The sequence below is a fragment of the Dickeya zeae NCPPB 2538 genome (assembly GCF_000406165.1).
Classification (GTDB): Bacteria; Pseudomonadota; Gammaproteobacteria; order Enterobacterales; family Enterobacteriaceae; genus Dickeya; species Dickeya zeae.
In genome coordinates this window covers 4,376,455-4,393,938 of record NZ_CM001977.1, presented here as the reverse complement: position 1 = coordinate 4,393,938, position 17,484 = coordinate 4,376,455, and the positions used below count along the sequence as shown (strand labels likewise).

The 17,484-nt window shown below is 53.4% G+C and carries 13 protein-coding genes; 8 read left to right on the top strand and 5 right to left on the bottom strand.

Annotated elements, in window-relative coordinates; genetic code table 11:
- The first annotated feature begins 89 nt into the window (after positions 1 to 89).
- The gene (locus DZE2538_RS19270; RefSeq protein WP_019845333.1) at positions 90 to 1,703 is read left to right on the top strand and encodes a sensor histidine kinase; all 1,614 of its coding nucleotides are present in this window, start codon (positions 90 to 92) and stop codon (positions 1,701 to 1,703) included.
- Between the two features lie 12 nt (positions 1,704 to 1,715).
- Complete coding sequence (dcuR, locus tag DZE2538_RS19265) at positions 1,716 to 2,438, top strand: two-component system response regulator DcuR (protein WP_012886666.1); 723 nt, start codon at positions 1,716 to 1,718, stop codon at positions 2,436 to 2,438.
- Positions 2,439 to 2,591: 153 nt separating this feature from the next.
- Here dcuR and DZE2538_RS19260 read toward each other — a convergent pair whose 3' ends face one another.
- Both DZE2538_RS19260 and DZE2538_RS19255 read right to left on the bottom strand, forming a co-directional pair.
- A complete protein-coding gene (locus DZE2538_RS19260) occupies positions 2,592 to 3,935 on the bottom strand; it encodes a 2-hydroxycarboxylate transporter family protein (RefSeq protein ID WP_012886665.1) in 1,344 nt (447 codons plus the stop codon).
- 579 nt (positions 3,936 to 4,514) lie between these two features.
- Positions 4,515 to 6,518: a methyl-accepting chemotaxis protein gene (locus DZE2538_RS19255; RefSeq protein ID WP_050568715.1), complete on the bottom strand. Its 2,004-nt coding sequence runs from the start codon at positions 6,516 to 6,518 to the stop codon at positions 4,515 to 4,517.
- Positions 6,519 to 7,422: 904 nt separating this feature from the next.
- Here DZE2538_RS19255 and dppA point away from each other — a divergent pair.
- The 5 genes from dppA (at position 7,423) to dppF (ending at position 13,180) form a co-directional block, all read left to right on the top strand.
- Entirely contained in the window at positions 7,423 to 9,030 is a 1,608-nt protein-coding gene (gene dppA, locus DZE2538_RS19250) for a dipeptide ABC transporter periplasmic-binding protein DppA (protein ID WP_038917017.1), read from the top strand.
- Between the two features lie 207 nt (positions 9,031 to 9,237).
- A complete protein-coding gene (dppB, locus tag DZE2538_RS19245) occupies positions 9,238 to 10,257 on the top strand; it encodes a dipeptide ABC transporter permease DppB (RefSeq protein ID WP_012886663.1) in 1,020 nt (339 codons plus the stop codon).
- A 12-nt stretch (positions 10,258 to 10,269) separates the two neighbouring features.
- Entirely contained in the window at positions 10,270 to 11,172 is a 903-nt protein-coding gene (gene dppC / locus DZE2538_RS19240) for a dipeptide ABC transporter permease DppC (protein ID WP_023641055.1), read from the top strand.
- 23 nt (positions 11,173 to 11,195) lie between these two features.
- The gene (gene dppD / locus DZE2538_RS19235) at positions 11,196 to 12,176 is read left to right on the top strand and encodes a dipeptide ABC transporter ATP-binding protein (protein ID WP_038917016.1); all 981 of its coding nucleotides are present in this window, start codon (positions 11,196 to 11,198) and stop codon (positions 12,174 to 12,176) included.
- A complete protein-coding gene (gene dppF, locus DZE2538_RS19230; protein ID WP_038917015.1) occupies positions 12,173 to 13,180 on the top strand; it encodes a dipeptide ABC transporter ATP-binding subunit DppF in 1,008 nt (335 codons plus the stop codon). Before dppD ends, dppF begins: the two co-directional genes overlap by 4 nt.
- A gap of 106 nt (positions 13,181 to 13,286) precedes the next feature.
- On the opposite strand, the gene DZE2538_RS19225 is transcribed toward dppF, so the two are convergent.
- The 3 genes from DZE2538_RS19225 to DZE2538_RS19215 all read right to left on the bottom strand — a co-directional run bounded on the left by DZE2538_RS19225 (position 13,287) and on the right by DZE2538_RS19215 (position 16,015).
- Positions 13,287 to 14,699 carry an aminotransferase-like domain-containing protein gene (locus DZE2538_RS19225; protein ID WP_038917014.1) on the bottom strand — a complete coding sequence of 471 codons (1,413 nt, stop codon included), beginning with the start codon at positions 14,697 to 14,699 and terminating at the stop codon, positions 13,287 to 13,289.
- A gap of 120 nt (positions 14,700 to 14,819) precedes the next feature.
- Positions 14,820 to 15,191: a VOC family protein gene (locus DZE2538_RS19220; RefSeq protein WP_019845341.1), complete on the bottom strand. Its 372-nt coding sequence runs from the start codon at positions 15,189 to 15,191 to the stop codon at positions 14,820 to 14,822.
- Positions 15,192 to 15,313: 122 nt separating this feature from the next.
- Positions 15,314 to 16,015 carry a helix-turn-helix transcriptional regulator gene (locus DZE2538_RS19215; RefSeq protein WP_038917013.1) on the bottom strand — a complete coding sequence of 234 codons (702 nt, stop codon included), beginning with the start codon at positions 16,013 to 16,015 and terminating at the stop codon, positions 15,314 to 15,316.
- A gap of 162 nt (positions 16,016 to 16,177) precedes the next feature.
- Here DZE2538_RS19215 and DZE2538_RS19210 point away from each other — a divergent pair, with 162 nt between their 5' ends.
- Positions 16,178 to 17,086, top strand: coding sequence for an EamA family transporter (locus DZE2538_RS19210; protein WP_023641050.1), 909 nt, complete (start codon positions 16,178 to 16,180; stop codon positions 17,084 to 17,086).
- The last annotated feature ends 398 nt before the right edge of the window (positions 17,087 to 17,484 follow it).

Here is a 17,484-nt window from a genome sequence, read left to right as displayed (position 1 = left end):
AAGGGCGGCGGTTTTGTTATCAGCACGGGCAGAAAGGGCCTGAACAGGTTAAGATAACGGGATCGATGATGCGAATTCCGGAGCGAGAAATGGGTAAAAAAAAGACACCGCTGAAATTAGGTACCTCGGTCATCCTGATGGTGTCGGCGGTGATCGGCTCCGTCTTGCTGGTGGTGTATGCGCTGCTGTTTTTTCGCATTACCGAACTCACTGAAGCACATCTCAAAGATAAGGCTTTTGCGGTTGCCCGCACCGTCGCCAATTCGCCGATCGTGGTGGATGAGCTCAAAGGTATCGGTGACCCGGCGCTGGTGCAGCGCTTTTCCGAGAATGTGAAAAGCCGTAACCATTTGTTGTTTGTGATCGTGACCGATATGGGCGGCATTCGTCATTCCCACCCGGAGCCGGAGCAGATCGGTCGTCACTTTATCGGTGATGATCTTTACCCGGCGTTGCTGGGGCTGGAGAATACGGCGGTGAACCGTGGGGTACTCGACCCGGCGCTGCGTGTGTTTACGCCGGTGTTTGATGAAAATAACCACCAGCTTGGCGTCGTGGCTGTTGGGATTTCACTGTCGAGCGTGCAGTCGGTCATCAACGAAAATCGCTGGATTATCCCCTGGACTATTCTGTTTGGTGCGCTGGTCGGTCTGCTGGGTACCTATTTCCTGGTGAAAACCCTTAAACGCATCATGCTGGGTTTTGAGCCGTTCGAAATTTCCAACCTGTTCGAGCAACGTAACGCGATGCTCAAACAACTCAAGGAAGGGGTGATCGCTGTCGATACCGACCTGCGCGTCACTATCATCAATGACGAAGCCAAACGGCTCTTCAGCCAGCACGGCTCCGGCGAAACGCTGGCTATCGGCAGTACCATTAGCCGCTGGCCAGCACTGATGAACCTGGAAAAGGTGCTGGCCTCTGGCGCGCCGCGCCAGGATGAAGAAATCAATTTCAACGGCAATTTGCTGCTCATCAACACCGTACCGGTGGTGGTGAAGGGCGATATTATCGGTGCGATTGCGACCTTCCGCGATAAAACGGAAGTCAGCCAGTTGCTGCAACGTTTGACCGGGATGTCCTATTACGCCGATGCCTTGCGTGCCCAGTCGCATGAATTCATGAACAAGCTGCATGTGATTCTCGGCATGCTGCATCTGAAATATTACCCGCAGTTGGAAGAATATATTTTAAAAACCGCCAATAATTATCAGGCGGAAATCGGTTCGATTATTCGAAAAGTAAAATCACCGGTGATTGCCGGGTTCCTGTTGGGTAAAATCAACCGGGCGCGGGATCTGGGCGTCACGTTATCCATCAGCGAAGACAGCCTGTTGCCGGATACCGACGACTCTCAGGCCACCAATGAATTGATTACCGTGTTGGGCAATCTGATCGAAAATGCGATGGACGCATTATCTGGTCTGGATAATCGAGAAATTACGGTGACATTTCATCATCAGGATGGGCAGTTACACTGCACGGTCAGCGATGATGGGCCGGGTATTGCGCCGGATATTCAGCAGCGCATTTATCAGGAAGGGTTTTCCACCAAAGGCTCCGGACGCGGTATTGGCTTGTATCTCACCCGACAGAGTCTTGAGAAAATCGGTGGGACTATCGATTTTGAATCCGAACCGGACGTTTACACCCAGTTTTTTGTGAATATCCCGTATCAAGCAAGGCAGTTTGACCATGATTAAGGCAATTTGACCATGATAAATGTACTGATCGTTGATGACGACGCCATGGTGGCGGAGTTGAATAAGTGTTATCTGAATCAGATTTCCGGGTTTAGCTGCTATGCGACAGTGCCGACATTGCAGCAAGCGCGAAATCTGCTGATGCAGCCGGACTGCGAGATTGATCTGGTGCTGCTGGATATCTACATGCAGCAGGATAATGGTTTGGATTTGCTGCCCACCATCCGTGAATTTAGCGAACACACCGATGTCATCATTATTTCGTCGGCCAGCGATGTGTATACCATCAAAAAAGCGCTGCACTACGGCGTGGTGGATTACCTGATCAAACCGTTCCAGTTCGCGCGTTTCGAGCAGGCGCTGACGGCTTATCGGGAAGAGGCCAATCTGCTCAAGCACCGTGAGTTTGTAGCACAGTCAGATATCGATAACCTGATCCGTCGCACCAGCGGCACACCCGTGGTGGAGCGCAAAAAATTACCGAAAGGGCTGACCAGCCTGACATTGCGTACCGTCTGTGAGTGGATTGAAGGCAACCAAGGGGCAGAATTCTCCACGGAGATGTTAGCCAATGCCATCGGCATTTCGCGCGTATCCTGCCGTAAGTATCTGATCTACCTGGCAGATACCGGTATTCTCGATACCAATATTCTCTACGGTTCCACTGGTCGTCCGGTTTATCTCTACCGACTGTTGCCGGAAAAGCAGGACGCCCTGCGTCAGTACTGCGAGTAACATCACGCAACATCAACGCGACCAAGCCACGCACGACGTGGCTTTTTTATTGTCAGCGTTAAACCACCTCCTTAGGAGGTGGTTGTTTGGATGTATAAAACGAAAAAGGCCACGGAATCCGTGGCCTTGTGGTATGGCAATCAGTGGATTGGATTACACCAGCCAGCCCAACAACAGGGTCGCTGCGATCACGGTAGAAGCACCGCCGATACGGGTGGCGATTTGCGCGAACGGCATCAGTGACATACGGTTGGAGGCCGACAGGATTGCGACGTCGCCGGTACCGCCCAGGCCACTGTGGCAACTGGTCACGATGGAGGCTTCAACCGGGTACATTTTCAGGTACGGGGCGATGAAGAAGCTGACCAGCGCCATTGAAAGCACCACCGAGCCACACACCACCACGTAACCCACGGAGAAGACCGCGACCACGCTTTCCAGCGGTACGTACAGCATACCGAGACCGATCATCAGCGGCCACACCAGTGAACTGGACACGAATTTATAGAAGCTATTGGCACCGGTTTCCATGCTTGAAGGGATAATACGGCCGTATTTGCACAATACCGCGATCAGGATCATCAGTACCGGACCGGGAATGTGCAGCACTTTTTCAAACAGCCCACCCACGATGAAGAAGGTACAGATCAACAGCAGGCCGCCGCCCATCAGGTGGAAATCCACCGTCTTCGGTGTGTCTTTTATGGCAAACAACGCGTTATCCGCCTCGTTGCGCACCAGGTTGCCGTTACCATTCAGGTCACTGCGCAATACACCGATACGAGCCAGTACACCGGCGCAAATGATGGCGAAAATGTTGCCGACTACGGCAGCTGGGGCCAGTTGGGCGACATACACATCCGGTGCGTGACCAAGGATAGCGGAGTAGGCCAGCGATAGCGGCAGGATACCTTCACCGATACCGCCACCGATAATCGGCACGATGATGAAGAAGAAGGTGTGATAGAAGCTGTAGCCAAACAGTTTACCCACCAGCAAACCGGTAATGACGGCCGTGGCGGTACCCACCACCAGCGGAATGAACATGCGGATCATCCCCTGAATCAGGATAACGCGGTTCATACCCAGAATACTGCCGACAACCAGACTGGCGATAACGAAATAAAGGAAGTTGGCGTCTTTCATCAACAGCTTGACGGTATCCAACGTGTTGGCGTTGAACAGATGAAAATACACCAGAACTGACGGCACCATCAGGCAGAGAATGGCCGGGCCGCCGATTTCTTTCAGAACGGGAATCCGCTGGCCGATATACGCCAACAGGAAGCCCATGGTCATAATCACAGCGAATCCGCCGATCATATTCTTAGGCAAATAGCTGGCATAAGAGGCAATAAAAACAACAGCGGAAATGACCAGGAAGAGAATAAAAGGCACTGATCCGATACGGGCTTTATTCAGGCTTTCCAGTAAGCCTGATGGTGCGGTGGTGGCGAGCGTGTTATCGCTCATGATTTCAGTTTCAATATTTTTCATTATATTCACCCTGTTGTAGCGGCATAGGACAGAGATAAGCAGCTTGCTCTGCAATACGTGGAAACTTAGTCAGGATGCAAAGCACGTAGTCACGTGCTGCACCATCAAAGACGGATGCGATGTTATTTTTATAGTAATATGGCAAGTAATCTAGCATGGAGAAATGTTAAAAATAATAGTTGTTCACTGCAAATATTAGGGAATTGTGAACCGCACAGCAATTCATTTTTAAGTAGCTTAATTAGCCATTTTGTAATTAAAATTAGTTTGTGAATATCGTGGGTGGAATATTTATATGGAAGGGTTGATGCAGTGTTATATAAAGTTAACACGCGAATGACGGATGGAAAAATAATTTTTTAAAGTTATTTAAATAAAGTATTTTGAATGGTGTGGGGAAAAATCGGTTACGCAGTAACGAACGGTAGCATCCCGTAATATGTATAATGTATAACCGCGCCGGGATGCAGCCCAACTCAAAGGCTTCTCTATCTATTCGATGTGCCGATCGATGCGCCGACCCGGTGAGCGTCCAGCTATGAATTGCCAGACAGTCACCGGGCAGCGTGTTCCTGTGGTTTATATCGTTTTAGGTAATGCGTGTTGCGACCTCGACGGAACGCGACGCTCTGAATGACCGTATTGTTCTAAATGGAAATGCTCTATTGTCTGAGCCAACAGCATGGCTTGTTCCTCCAGCGAGCCGGTTGCGGCAGACATCTGCTGCACCAGCGCCGAGTTTTGCTGTGTTACACCGTCCATCTCATTCACGGCAATGGTCACCTGGCTGATCCCTTTCGCCTGCTCATCCGAGGCATTAACAATCTCATTGATAATGGTTTGTACCGAACTGACGGCGTGGGTCATTTCCTGCATGGTTTTACCGGCATCGTTCACAAGTTGTACGCCATTCTCAACACGCTGGCTGGATTCTTCGATAAGTGCGGCGATCTCTTTCACGGCGTTGGCGCTGCGTTGCGCCAGACTGCGAACTTCCGACGCCACCACTGCGAATCCCCTGCCTTGTTCGCCTGCGCGAGCGGCTTCAACCGCCGCGTTCAGCGCCAGGATGTTAGTCTGGAAAGCAATACTGTTGATCATGGTGGTGATGTCGCCAATCTTTTTCGCGCTATCGTCAATCTGCGCCATCGTCTGAACCACCTGGCCGACCAGTGTTTCCCCGCGACGGGCAATTTGTGTGGCGTTTTCTGTTAATGCCGTAGCCTGATGAGCATTGTTGGCATTGTGTTTCACTGTTGCTGTTATCTGCTCCATGCTGGCTGCTGTTTGCTCCAATGCAGCTGCTTGTTGTTCTGTGCGTGAGGCGAGATTCGTGTTACCGCTGGCTATCTCCGCCGCGCCTTGATGTACTGCGTCACCCGCTTCTTTGATTTGTGCCACAACCTGTCGTAGCTGTGATTGCATGGTGTGTAGCGCGAAAAACAGGCTGCTGCGATCATTCGGTTTTATCGCAATCGTATTGTTGAGTTGACCGTTCGCAACCGACAGCGCAATGGTGGCCGCTTCGAGAGGTTCGCCGCCAAGTGGTTTAAGTACTTTCCGACTGAAGGTCACTCCCAGCAACGCGCTGACTAGCAGGATGCTGATCACCATGAGAATCAAGGCATTGATTAACTGTTGTTGGGCAGCCTCCATGACTTTATTCACCGGCGCGATGATACCCAGATACCATTTATCTGTACTGTTGCCGATGGTGATGGGGTACCAGGTCACCAGCGCTTTTTCGCCTAGCAGCGCATCATCACGTTGCACCACAGCTGAGGTGAGACTATCCGTTTTCTCGCTCCAGACCTTGCTCGTCATCGATTTATCCGGATAAGAAACCACTTTGCCCGCACTGGAGAGCAGCATCGCGTAACCGCTGCCTGACCAGGGTTTAATTTGATTAACGGTTTGCTGTAATGATGCAAGGGAAATATCTGCCGTGATCACACCAAACAGTTTTCCCTGAGACATCATTGGCGCTGCTACCGATGTCAACAGCGTTGGAACCCCGTTATAGGCATACGAATAAGGTTCGATTAATGTATCTTTCTGGCTTTTTTGCGGTAGCAAATAGTAATCGCCCTGACCGGGCGTTAGGTAGGAAAGCAGTGGGTTCATTTTATAATTGCCAGCCGAATCCCGGTCGACAAACCATGCATAGCGGCCTTTGGGCGGCTGACCCGGTTTATTGATAAATTCAGCATCACGCCCGTCAAAGGCATTATCTTCAAAAATGACCGAAATCGAGAGGTAATCTGGATTGTCCCGCAGGGCATATTCTGTCACCTTATCGACGACGGCACGGTCTTTAATGCCAGCGGCTGGCAGCGAAATTAATGCTTGCCCAAGATTATGAGCTACGTCACGGTCATAATTGAGTTTCTGCTGAATTTTCAGAGCTTCACTTTGGGCAATTTTCTGTAAATATCTCTCAGATAAAGATTTTTGCTCGCGGCTGGACTGCCAACTCAATACTCCGATGGTGACGGTGAAACCGAGTGCTATCGTTAATAAGCCCGTTAACAGCATCTGGGTGCGGATACTCATCGTCTTTTTTTGTATTAATTGTTCGACCATTATGGTTCTCCTGAACTTGGCTCTCATCGTAAGCAACATCGCTGTGCAGTAAGTCCACTGTTATTTATCTATCGGCATTTTTAGATTGAACGTTAAAGATGCAGAAATGTAACTAGATATTAGGATAGAAATTGTCATCCGGCGATTGATGTCATCACTTTTTGTTCATGCCTTGAATAAGATAGACGAGATAAAATAAGGACTTGTAATAAGTCGAGCACGGGGGATTGTCGGTTGGCGTAGGATGTGTTTCAGACTGTGCTATAAAGTTTTTTTATAATGCGCAAATAGTTGGCTAACAATCGTCAGGGATGATAGGAATACATCACCATCGAGGGGTTTTGTCAGTATTTTCACCTGACTTTAACCTTTTTAACACGCTTTATTGTGCAGTAATTCACCATTCGAGAGGATTTTCCTATGAGTTATTGTGTGGTGATAATTATCGAATGATGGCTCTGATGTGGTTTTCTCTGTTGGATTTTTGTTATTTTGTGGGTTTTATCACCAACTCAGTGGCAAATTGAGCTAACTTTATACCTTGATGATTCCGTGGTTTCTGTTTGTAAATCCTAACAGGTTATATTGACGCGATTGTGATCTGTTGACACATTGTGGGCGTCACAAGGAGGAGAACAGCAGCAGAGGACCAGGAATTATTACGGTTGAATCGACAGGGCTGGTGGGGGTTTTCCTGCTTGTCCCGCACTGTTGTCTCTCCCTGTTTACTATTACATTGGTCTTTGGACACGCTCCTCAGGCTGAAATAGAAGAAAAGTACAGACCACCGCGATAAAAATCATCGCGATAACCCACGTTGCGATAACCCTGTTGTAATCACAACAGTCGCGATGACAACAAACAGGTCTGGCTGACACACAACATCCACAATGGAGTTCATGTAATGGCTAAATCCCTGATGAAATCAAGGGTGCTGAAATTCGGCCTTGGTTTGCTGGCGCTGTCCGTTGCTGCCGGTGTACAGGCAAAAACCCTGGTATATTGCTCAGAAGGTTCTCCAGAAGGCTTTAACCCACAGCTGTTTACGTCTGGTACGACGTTTGATGCCAGCTCCATTCCTATCTACAACCGTCTGGTTGAGTTCAAGGACGGTACTACCGAAATTGAGCCGGGTCTGGCCGAAAAATGGGACATCAGCGCCGACGGTAAGACTTACACCTTCCACCTGCGTAAAGACGTGAAGTGGCAGGACAGCAAAGATTTCAAACCGAGCCGTACGTTCAACGCTGACGACGTGCTGTTTTCCTTCCAGCGTCAGCTGGATGCCAACCACCCGTACCACAAAGTCTCCGGCGGCAGCTACGAGTACTTTGAAGGCATGGGGATGAATGACCTGATCAGCAAAATCGAGAAAGTGGATGACTATACCGTCCGCTTCCAACTGAACCACGCTGAAGCACCGTTCCTGGCTGACCTGGCGATGGATTTTGCGTCCATTATGTCCGCTGAATACGGCGACAAGATGCTCAAAGCCGGTACGCCGGAGAAAATCGACCTGGATCCGATCGGTACCGGTCCGTTCCAGTTGGTGCAGTACCAGAAAGACTCCCGCATTCTCTACAAGCGTTTTGACAGCTTCTGGGGTACCAAGCCGGGTATCGACCGTCTGGTATTCTCCATTACGCCGGATGCCTCTGTGCGTTACGCCAAGCTGCAGAAAGACGAATGTCAGGTGATGCCGTACCCGAACCCGGCTGACCTGGCCAGCATGAAGCAGGACAAGAACATTGATCTGTTGCAGAAACCGGGCCTGAACGTCGGTTACCTGTCATTCAACGTTGAGAAAAAGCCGCTGGATAACGTGAAAGTACGTCAGGCGCTGACGTATGCGGTGAACAAGCAGGCTATCATCGACGCGGTATACCAGGGCGCGGGCCAGGCAGCGAAAAACCTGATTCCGCCGACCATGTGGGGCTATAACGACGACGTTAAAGACTACGCGTACGATCCGGCTAAAGCCAAAGCGCTGCTGAAAGAAGCGGGTCTGGAAAACGGTTTTGAGATAGACCTGTGGGCGATGCCGGTACAGCGTCCGTATAACCCGAACGCTCGCCGTATGGCAGAGATGATTCAGGCTGACTGGGCGAAAGTTGGCGTGAAAGCCAAGATCGTCACCTACGAGTGGGGTGAGTACCTCAAACGCGCTAAAGCGGGCGAGCACCAGACCGTGCTGATGGGTTGGACTGGCGACAACGGGGATCCGGATAACTTCCTGGCGACGTTGTTTAGCTGCGATGCGGCGAAGAAAGGCTCTAACTACTCCAAGTGGTGTTACAAGCCGTTCGAAGACCTGATCCAGCCCGCTCGCGCGGTGTCCGATCAGGCCAAACGTATCGAACTGTACAAACAGGCTCAGGTTGTGATGCACGATCAGGCTCCGGCACTGATTGTGGCGCACTCCACCGTGTTTGAACCGATCCGTAAAAACGTGAAAGGCTACGTTATTGAGCCGCGCGGCGTACACAGCTTCAACCACGTATCAATAGACTAATTATCTCATCACGTCACACTTATGGGCGATGGCAGCGCTGTCGCCCCTGTTGTTTTTGGAATGCGTGTCTCTGGAGACGCGTGTTTCCGTAGGGAAACGGCAGGGTGCGCTCAACGCCCGTTTTAACGCAGTGAGCAATGTCAGGCTCGATGGTGAGCACCATCGAGCCCTTTATCTCTATACGAGAAAGCACAGAGAGTTCGGGATATGTTGCAGTTCATACTCCGTCGTTTGGGGCTGGTTATCCCAACGTTTATCGGTATTACCCTACTGACTTTCGCTTTCGTGCACCTGATCCCCGGCGACCCGGTAATGATCATGGCAGGAGAGCGTGGTATTTCCCCAGAGCGTCACGCGCAGTTGATGGCGGAGCTTGGCCTGGACAAGCCGCTCTGGGAGCAATACGTCCACTATATCTACGGCGTGCTACACGGTGATTTGGGCATGTCCCTGAAAAGCCGCATCCCGGTCTGGGATGAATTCGTGCCGCGTTTCAAGGCCACGCTGGAGCTGGGTACTTGCGCGATGATTTTCGCGGTGATCGTCGGTATTCCGGTCGGGGTACTGGCGGCGGTCAAGCGCGGTTCCGTGTTCGACCATACGGCTGTCAGCATCGCGCTGACCGGTTATTCCATGCCGATTTTCTGGTGGGGCATGATGCTTATCATGCTGGTGTCGGTGCATTTTAACCTGACGCCGGTGTCCGGCCGGGTAGGCGACACTGTGTTCCTGGACGATTCCCTGCCACTGACCGGTTTTATGCTGATCGATACCTTGATTTGGGGTGCGGAAGGCGACTTCAAAGACGCGGTGATGCACATGGTGCTGCCAGCCGTTGTGCTCGGCACTATTCCACTGGCGGTGATTGTGCGTATGACGCGTTCAGCGATGCTGGAAGTGTTGGGCGAGGACTATATCCGTACCGCGCGCGCCAAGGGCTTGAGCCGTCTGCGGGTCATCGTGGTACATGCGTTGCGTAACGCGATGCTGCCGGTGGTGACGGTGATTGGCTTGCAGGTCGGCACCATGCTGGCTGGGGCCATCCTCACAGAAACCATTTTCTCCTGGCCGGGGTTGGGCCGCTGGTTGATAGACGCGTTGCAGCGTCGTGACTACCCGGTGGTGCAAGGCGGGGTATTGCTGGTTGCCACCATGATCATTTTGGTGAACCTGCTGGTGGATGTGCTCTACGGCGTGGTGAACCCGCGCATTCGGCATAAGAAATAAGGGGGACGCGAGATGACTCACGTTACCGAATCCGCAGCAACGGCTGCGCCGAAGCCCATGACCCCGTTGCAGGAGTTCTGGCACTACTTTAAACGTAACAAAGGCGCGGTTGTCGGCCTGGTTTACATCATTTTGATGCTGGTGATAGCGATCGGTGCCAGCGTACTGGCTCCGCACGCACCGGCTGAACAGTTCCGTGACGCGCTGCTTAAACCGCCGGTTTGGCAGGAAGGTGGCAGTTGGCAGTACCTTCTGGGAACTGACGATGTGGGCCGTGACGTGCTGTCGCGTCTGATGTACGGCGCGCGTCTGTCGCTGCTGGTGGGCTGTCTGGTGGTGGTGATGTCGCTTGTCCTCGGCATCATTTTCGGGCTGCTGGCCGGTTACTTTGGCGGTACGGTTGATGCGGCCATCATGCGTCTGGTCGATATCATGCTGGCGCTGCCGAGCCTGTTGCTGGCGCTGGTACTGGTGGCCATTTTCGGCCCGTCTATCGTCAATGCCTCGCTGGCGCTGACCTTCGTGTCGCTACCGCACTATGTACGTCTGACCCGTGCCGCCGTGCTGGTGGAAGTGAACCGCGATTACGTGACTGCCTCGCGCGTGGCAGGTGCCGGTGCGCTGCGTCAGATGTTCGTTAACATTTTCCCTAACTGTCTGGCACCGTTGATCGTGCAGGCATCGATGGGTTTTTCCAACGCCATTCTTGATATGGCTGCGCTTGGGTTCCTCGGCATGGGCGCACAGCCGCCTACGCCAGAATGGGGCACCATGCTCTCCGACGTGCTGCAGTTTGCGCAGAGCGCCTGGTGGGTGGTGACGTTCCCCGGTCTGGCGATTCTGCTGACGGTATTGGCATTTAACCTGATGGGGGACGGCCTGCGTGATGCTCTCGACCCCAAACTCAAGCAGTAACATGCAGTGATAGAGGTAGAGAGATGGCGTTACTCAATGTAGAGAAACTGTCGGTGCATTTTGGCGATGAGGGGCTGCCGTTTCGTGCGGTAGACCGCATCAGCTATCAGGTGGAACAAGGACAGGTGGTCGGCATCGTCGGCGAGTCCGGTTCCGGCAAATCCGTCAGTTCACTGGCGATCATGGGGTTGATTGATTTCCCCGGTAAAGTGATGGCCGAACGGCTGGAGTTTAACCAGCGTGATTTACAGACGCTCTCCGACAGGGAGCGACGTCAGCTGGTGGGTGCGGAAGTGGCGATGATCTTCCAGGACCCGATGACCAGCCTCAACCCCTGCTACACCGTGGGTTTCCAGATTATGGAAGCCATCAAGGTGCATCAGGGTGGCAACCGTAAAACCCGCCGTCAGCGGGCGATTGACCTGCTCAACCAGGTAGGTATTCCTGACCCGGAATCCCGGCTGGATGTGTATCCGCACCAGCTGTCGGGCGGGATGAGCCAGCGTGTGATGATTGCTATGGCGATCGCCTGTCGGCCGAAGCTGTTGATCGCAGACGAACCGACGACCGCGCTGGATGTGACCATTCAGGCGCAGATCATCGAACTGCTGCTGGAGTTGCAGCAGAAAGAGAACATGGCGCTGATCCTGATCACCCACGATCTGGCGTTAGTGGCGGAAGCGGCGCACCACATTATCGTGATGTACGCCGGGCAGGTGGTGGAGTCCGGTAAAGCGGCGGATATTTTCCGCGCACCGCGTCACCCCTATACCCAGGCACTGCTGCGTGCGTTGCCGGAATTCGCGGTCGACAAGTCTCGTCTGGCATCGCTGCCGGGCGTGGTACCGGGTAAGTATGACCGACCGCAGGGCTGTCTGCTTAATCCGCGCTGTCCGTACGCCAGCGATAGTTGCCGTCAGGAAGAGCCTGAGATGCGGGATATCCCCGGTCGTCAGGTGAAATGTCACACACCGCTGGATGATGCGGGGAGGCCAACCGTATGAGCCAGACCATGAATGCCGCTGGGCAGCCGTACCTGCTCGAAGCGATTGATTTGAAAAAGCACTACCCGGTGAAAAAAGGGCTGTTCGCGCCGGAACGACTGGTGAAAGCGCTGGACGGTGTGTCCTTCACGCTGGAACGCGGCAAGACGCTGGCGGTGGTGGGCGAGTCTGGTTGCGGCAAGTCCACGTTGGGACGTTTGCTGACCATGATCGAAACGCCGTCGCATGGCGAGCTGTACTATCAGGGACAGGATTTGCTCAAGCCTGACCCGACGGCGCAAAAGCTGCGTCGGCAGAAAATCCAGATCGTGTTCCAGAACCCCTACGCGTCACTCAACCCACGTAAAAAGGTCGGGCAGATCCTGGAAGAGCCGCTGGTGATCAACACCGAGCTCACTAAGGCAGAACGCCGTGAAAAAGCACTGGCGATGATGGCGAAAGTGGGCCTGAAAACCGAGCATTACGACCGCTATCCGCACATGTTTTCCGGCGGCCAGCGCCAGCGTATCGCTATCGCCCGCGGTCTGATGCTGGACCCGGATGTGGTGATTGCCGATGAGCCGGTGTCCGCACTGGACGTCTCGGTGCGTGCGCAGGTGCTGAACCTGATGATGGATTTGCAGCAGGATCTGGGGCTGTCTTACGTGTTCATCTCGCACGACCTGTCGGTGGTGGAGCACATTGCCGACGAAGTGATGGTGATGTATCTGGGCCGTTGTGTCGAGAAAGGCAGCAAAGACGCGATTTTCAGCAATCCGCGTCACCCGTACACCCAGGCGCTGTTGTCTGCGACGCCTCGCTTGAACCCGGATGCTCGCCGTGAACGTATCAAACTGACCGGCGAGCTGCCAAGCCCGCTGAACCCACCGCCGGGCTGTGCCTTTAACGCGCGCTGCCAGCACCGCTTCGGCACCTGCACCCAGTTGCAACCGCAACTGAAACCGCACGGCGAGCAACTGGTCGCTTGTTTCGCGGTGGAACAGGAGGACAGTCAGGCAAGCTGATTGATACGCGTTGGTGAGATAAAAACGGCCCCCATTTGAATCGGGGCCGTTTTTTTATACGCAGCTTCCAGGCCCCGTTTTCCTGTACATAGCAACCTTTGTCACATTACGCTCCCGACGTGTTCTCCTGCACCCAGCGCGCTAACAATTGAATGGCCTGATGGACGTCTTCATTCCAGCCAAAACCAGCGTTCAAACGCAGGCAGTGGTCGTAGCGCTGGTCGGTGGCAAAGATGTGTCCTGGCGCGATGCCGATTCCCTCTTGCCGGGCACGGGAAAACAGCTCGCGCGACGAGCAACAGCCTGCTGGCAGCGTAACCCAAATGGCGTAACCGCCTTGTGGCTGTGAAATATGGGTGCCAACCGGGAAGTAATGTTGTACCGCCTGACGCAATCGTCCAACCTGACCTGCGAGTTCGCGGCGCAGTTTGCGCAAGTGAGCGTCATAACCGCCGTTGCGCAATAGTTCAGCCAATGCCACCTGTGGCGTCAGTGACGTGCCCATGGTGGAGGTAAATTTGAGAGCGGCGAGCTTACGACGCCAGCGTGCGCTGCTGACCCAGCCGATGCGGATACCGGGGCCGACTGTTTTGGAAAAACCGTTGCAGAGCAGCACATTAGGGCTGAATGCTCGTAACGGAAACGGCCGCTGCTCGCCAAAGGCGGTGTCGGCAAAGGTATCGTCTTCAATCAGTGCGATATCATGGCGGTCCGCCGCTTCAGCGATGCGGCGCTTATAGCTATCCGGCAGGCTGGTGCCGAGCGGGTTGTTGATATTGGTCAGTGAGATGAACGCGCTGACCTGACGTTGACTGAACAGGGATTCCAACTGTGCCACATCCACATGCCCGCTGGCGTCCTGCCCGACTTCCACTACCCGTAACTCCAGGTTACGCAACATCTGCAACAGCACGAAATAGCAGGGCGACTGTACCGCCACCGCGTCACCGTTACGGGTGACTGCCCGCAATGACAACGACAGCGCCTCAATGCAGCCGTTGGTAATCAGGATATCGTCAGGATGCAGGTGGCAGCCGTAATCCAGCGCCCGACGGGCGATTTCTTCTTTTAGCGGCAGGTAGCCACTGCCTTTGACATCGTTACCCAACATCATCGGGTTGGTGTAGCTGGCCTGGCGGATGAGTCTGCCCATTTTTTTCAGCGGATAGAGCGCGTTATCGCCATTCGCCAAATCGAGTCGCACCCGGCATTCGGTACCCACCAGCGACAGATGTAATTCGGTTTGTTCATCGAGCACGGGAAGCGCGACGGGCTGTGGTGCACAGGTGATCGCATTGCGACCTGGGGCGGCGACAAAAAAGCCGGATTTGGGGCGCGCGAGGGCGAAATGTTCGTCTTCCAGCGTTCGCAGGACTTTCATCGCGGTCGTGACGCTGATGCCATGTTGTTGCGCCAGTGACCGTACAGAGGGGAGCCGATGATGAACGGGTAACGTGCCGCTCTGGATAGCCTGAATGAAATGGTCGGCGATTTGCCGGTAACGGGGCAGCTCTGGCATCGGGAAGTCCCTGGCGTCGACAGTGATGCTGACAGGTTACGTTGAAGCGTGGGCGGCAGGCAAATTTGCCTGATAGCGACACCGGCCGCCCCGCAGGCCAACGGGACGGCTGGGTCATCATCAGGCGTCGAGATAGGCAAAAACGCGCAGGCGATGACCGTCCGGGTCTTGCACGGTAAAGGTATAGCCAAAATCCATGGTGGTCGGTGTTTGGATCACGGTGACCTCTTGTGCCGTCCAGCGAGCGTAACAGGCATCTACCGCTGCCTGATCCGGCAGACGAAAGGCCAGCTCGCTGGAAAAGCCCGGCTGGGCAACGGTGGGCTCTACGGTGTGTTTTGACCACAGTCCTAACACCAGATCGGTTTTCAGTGCAAACATCGCAAAGGTAGGCGATTGCTCTACCGGTGCCAGACTGAGCAACTGACTATAAAAACGGGCGCTACGGGCCGGGTTATCAACGTAGAAAAGAACGTAATGGGCATCTGTCATGGTGCTCTCCACTATCAGGGATACACGGGCTGTATGGCGTATCATGGCGCGCGACAGCCCAGGTCAGGAAATTCGGCTGTGTGCCGTATTCGTACCTTACCCCACCCTGCTGACAATTTTTGTCAGCAGTCTTCGTTGGACAAGCGAATGCCTTGTTGCTCCCGCCATTGTTTGAATAAACGACGCCGTGATGTCGGATAGATGTCGGTTTCGACCGTAAAGGCGAGAATGCGATCGGTACGGAAATGGCGGAACGCCTGACGAGTTTCACACCAGGCACCAAGAACGCGAGCTTGCTCGAAATAACCCAGAACGAATGGCCAAATCAATCGGGTTGAGGTGTTGCCCTGGCCATCCTGATAATGCAGGGTGACTTTGTGCTCGTCGCGTATTGCCTGGCGCAGTGGTTGCAGGTCAACGCTATCGCTGACTGCCAGCGTTGTCGGCGCCACCAGCAGAGTGGTGTTATCCAGCGTATCGCGCAACGCATTGGGCAATATGGCAGCAATTTTCATCAGCGCGTTTCTGGCGCTTTCCTGTAAACGTGGGTCTGCCTGCCTGACGACCCAGCGAGACCCGAGCACCAGCGCTTCAATCTCCTCTTCGGTAAACATCAGCGGTGGCAGGGTAAAACCCGGTTGCAGCACGTAACCGAGGCCAGCTTCGCCGACAATCGGCGCGCCCTGAGATTGCAACGTGGCGATATCGCGATATAGCGTGCGCAGGCTGATCCCCAGTGTTTCTGCCAGTTGCGGGCCGGGAACGGCAAAACGATGGCTTCTTAGTAATTGAATCAGGGTGAGCAGGCGTTGAGCGCGGGACATGGCGCGATTTTCCTCTTAAACCGGGTGTGGCGATTGTAACCGGATACCGTGATTTTTCACCGGTACTCTGTATTACCTGTCATTGCGTATAACTGTGTCTGTCGGCTGAACCTGTTTGCCAGTAGCTTACTCAGTAGGTGTGGTGTTTAAAGGCAGATAAAAATGACAATAAAAGATCGGTTGCTGGCATTGTGTGTGGTGGTGGTATGGGGTGTGAATTTTGTGGTGATGAAGATCGGCTTGCATGATATGCCGCCATTTTTGCTGGCCGGGCTGCGTTTTTTGCTGGTGGCGTTACCGGCTATTTTACTGGTACCGCGCCCGGCATTGCCGCTACGCTGGCTGGCTGCTTATGGTATGACCATCAGTTTCGGGCAGTTCGCATTTCTGTTTTGCGCCATAAAAATGGGGATGCCGGTTGGCATGGCGTCATTAGTTCTCCAGTCGCAGGCGTTTTTTACCCTGATGCTGGGGGCATGGTGGTTGGGTGAGCGCCTGCAATGGAATCACTGGCTGGGGATTGTGGTGGCAGCACTGGGCATGGTGGTGTTGTCCGGGGGGCATGCCGCGAATGCCGCACTGCCGGGTATGACGCTGACAACGTTGATGCTGACGCTGGCGGCGGCGGCTTCCTGGGCCTGCGGCAATCTCTGTAACAAGCACATTATGCGTCAGTACCGGGTCAACGCCATGTCGCTGGTGGTCTGGAGCGCTCTGATTCCGGTGGGGCCGTTTCTGTTGTGTTCCTGGTTATTCGAAGGCGCGGATACCATGGTCGAAAGCCTGATAACGATGCGTTTGCCAACCATGCTGGCACTGATGTATCTGTCGTTTATTTCTACGCTGATTGGGTATGCCATTTGGGGCAATTTGTTGTCGCGCTATGAGACCTGGCGCGTTGCGCCGCTGTCGTTGTTGGTGCCGGTCGTCGGCATACTGAGTGCGTCGCTATTACTAGGGGAAAGTCTGTCCGGCAGACAACTGTCAGGGGCGGCGCTGGTTATGCTGGGATTATTGGTCAACGTATTTGGCGCACGGTTATGGCTGTTTCGATTGGCGCGGCAGTTGTAATCAGGTGTCCAACTGTATCATGGGATAAGCACCGCACGGTTGCGCAAGACACGTACTGATGGGATGATTATTTAATTTATTTTAACGATTTGGTTAATATTTAATCGTGGATTTCAGGCGGATACTAGACTATCTTCTCGCGGTACATTTATTGCACCGCCTTGAGCGAGTAGTTTCCGCTGTAATTACCGTGAGTTTAACTATCAAGACAGTGAACATTCAGCCGATAGATTATGTTGCTTTAAACACGTTAGAGAAGGAAAAGTTTACTTATAGAATATTTATTTATTTTTCTTGGGTAATTTACCTTCATCACAAATCTCGGTATAAGACTAATCTTAAAAGAGCGTTTTTTGCGCGGTTGTTTCGCGCTATTTAGCCGTCATCCTTTTCCAGGG

Bases quoted from the DNA above. Each gene is read 5' to 3' on its own strand.
- DZE2538_RS19255 (WP_050568715.1), bottom strand. From the start codon at position 6,518: ATGGTCGAACAATTAATACAAAAAAAGACGATGAGTATCCGCACCCAG.
- dppF (WP_038917015.1), top strand. From the start codon at position 12,173: ATGAGCCAGACCATGAATGCCGCTGGGCAGCCGTACCTGCTCGAAGCG.
- DZE2538_RS19225 (WP_038917014.1), bottom strand. From the start codon at position 14,699: ATGCCAGAGCTGCCCCGTTACCGGCAAATCGCCGACCATTTCATTCAG.
- DZE2538_RS19270 (WP_019845333.1), top strand. From the start codon at position 90: ATGGGTAAAAAAAAGACACCGCTGAAATTAGGTACCTCGGTCATCCTG.
- dcuR (WP_012886666.1), top strand. From the start codon at position 1,716: ATGATAAATGTACTGATCGTTGATGACGACGCCATGGTGGCGGAGTTG.
- dppC (WP_023641055.1), top strand. From the start codon at position 10,270: ATGACTCACGTTACCGAATCCGCAGCAACGGCTGCGCCGAAGCCCATG.
- DZE2538_RS19210 (WP_023641050.1), top strand. From the start codon at position 16,178: ATGACAATAAAAGATCGGTTGCTGGCATTGTGTGTGGTGGTGGTATGG.
- DZE2538_RS19260 (WP_012886665.1), bottom strand. From the start codon at position 3,935: ATGAAAAATATTGAAACTGAAATCATGAGCGATAACACGCTCGCCACC.
- dppB (WP_012886663.1), top strand. From the start codon at position 9,238: ATGTTGCAGTTCATACTCCGTCGTTTGGGGCTGGTTATCCCAACGTTT.
- dppD (WP_038917016.1), top strand. From the start codon at position 11,196: ATGGCGTTACTCAATGTAGAGAAACTGTCGGTGCATTTTGGCGATGAG.
- DZE2538_RS19215 (WP_038917013.1), bottom strand. From the start codon at position 16,015: ATGTCCCGCGCTCAACGCCTGCTCACCCTGATTCAATTACTAAGAAGC.
- dppA (WP_038917017.1), top strand. From the start codon at position 7,423: ATGGCTAAATCCCTGATGAAATCAAGGGTGCTGAAATTCGGCCTTGGT.
- DZE2538_RS19220 (WP_019845341.1), bottom strand. From the start codon at position 15,191: ATGACAGATGCCCATTACGTTCTTTTCTACGTTGATAACCCGGCCCGT.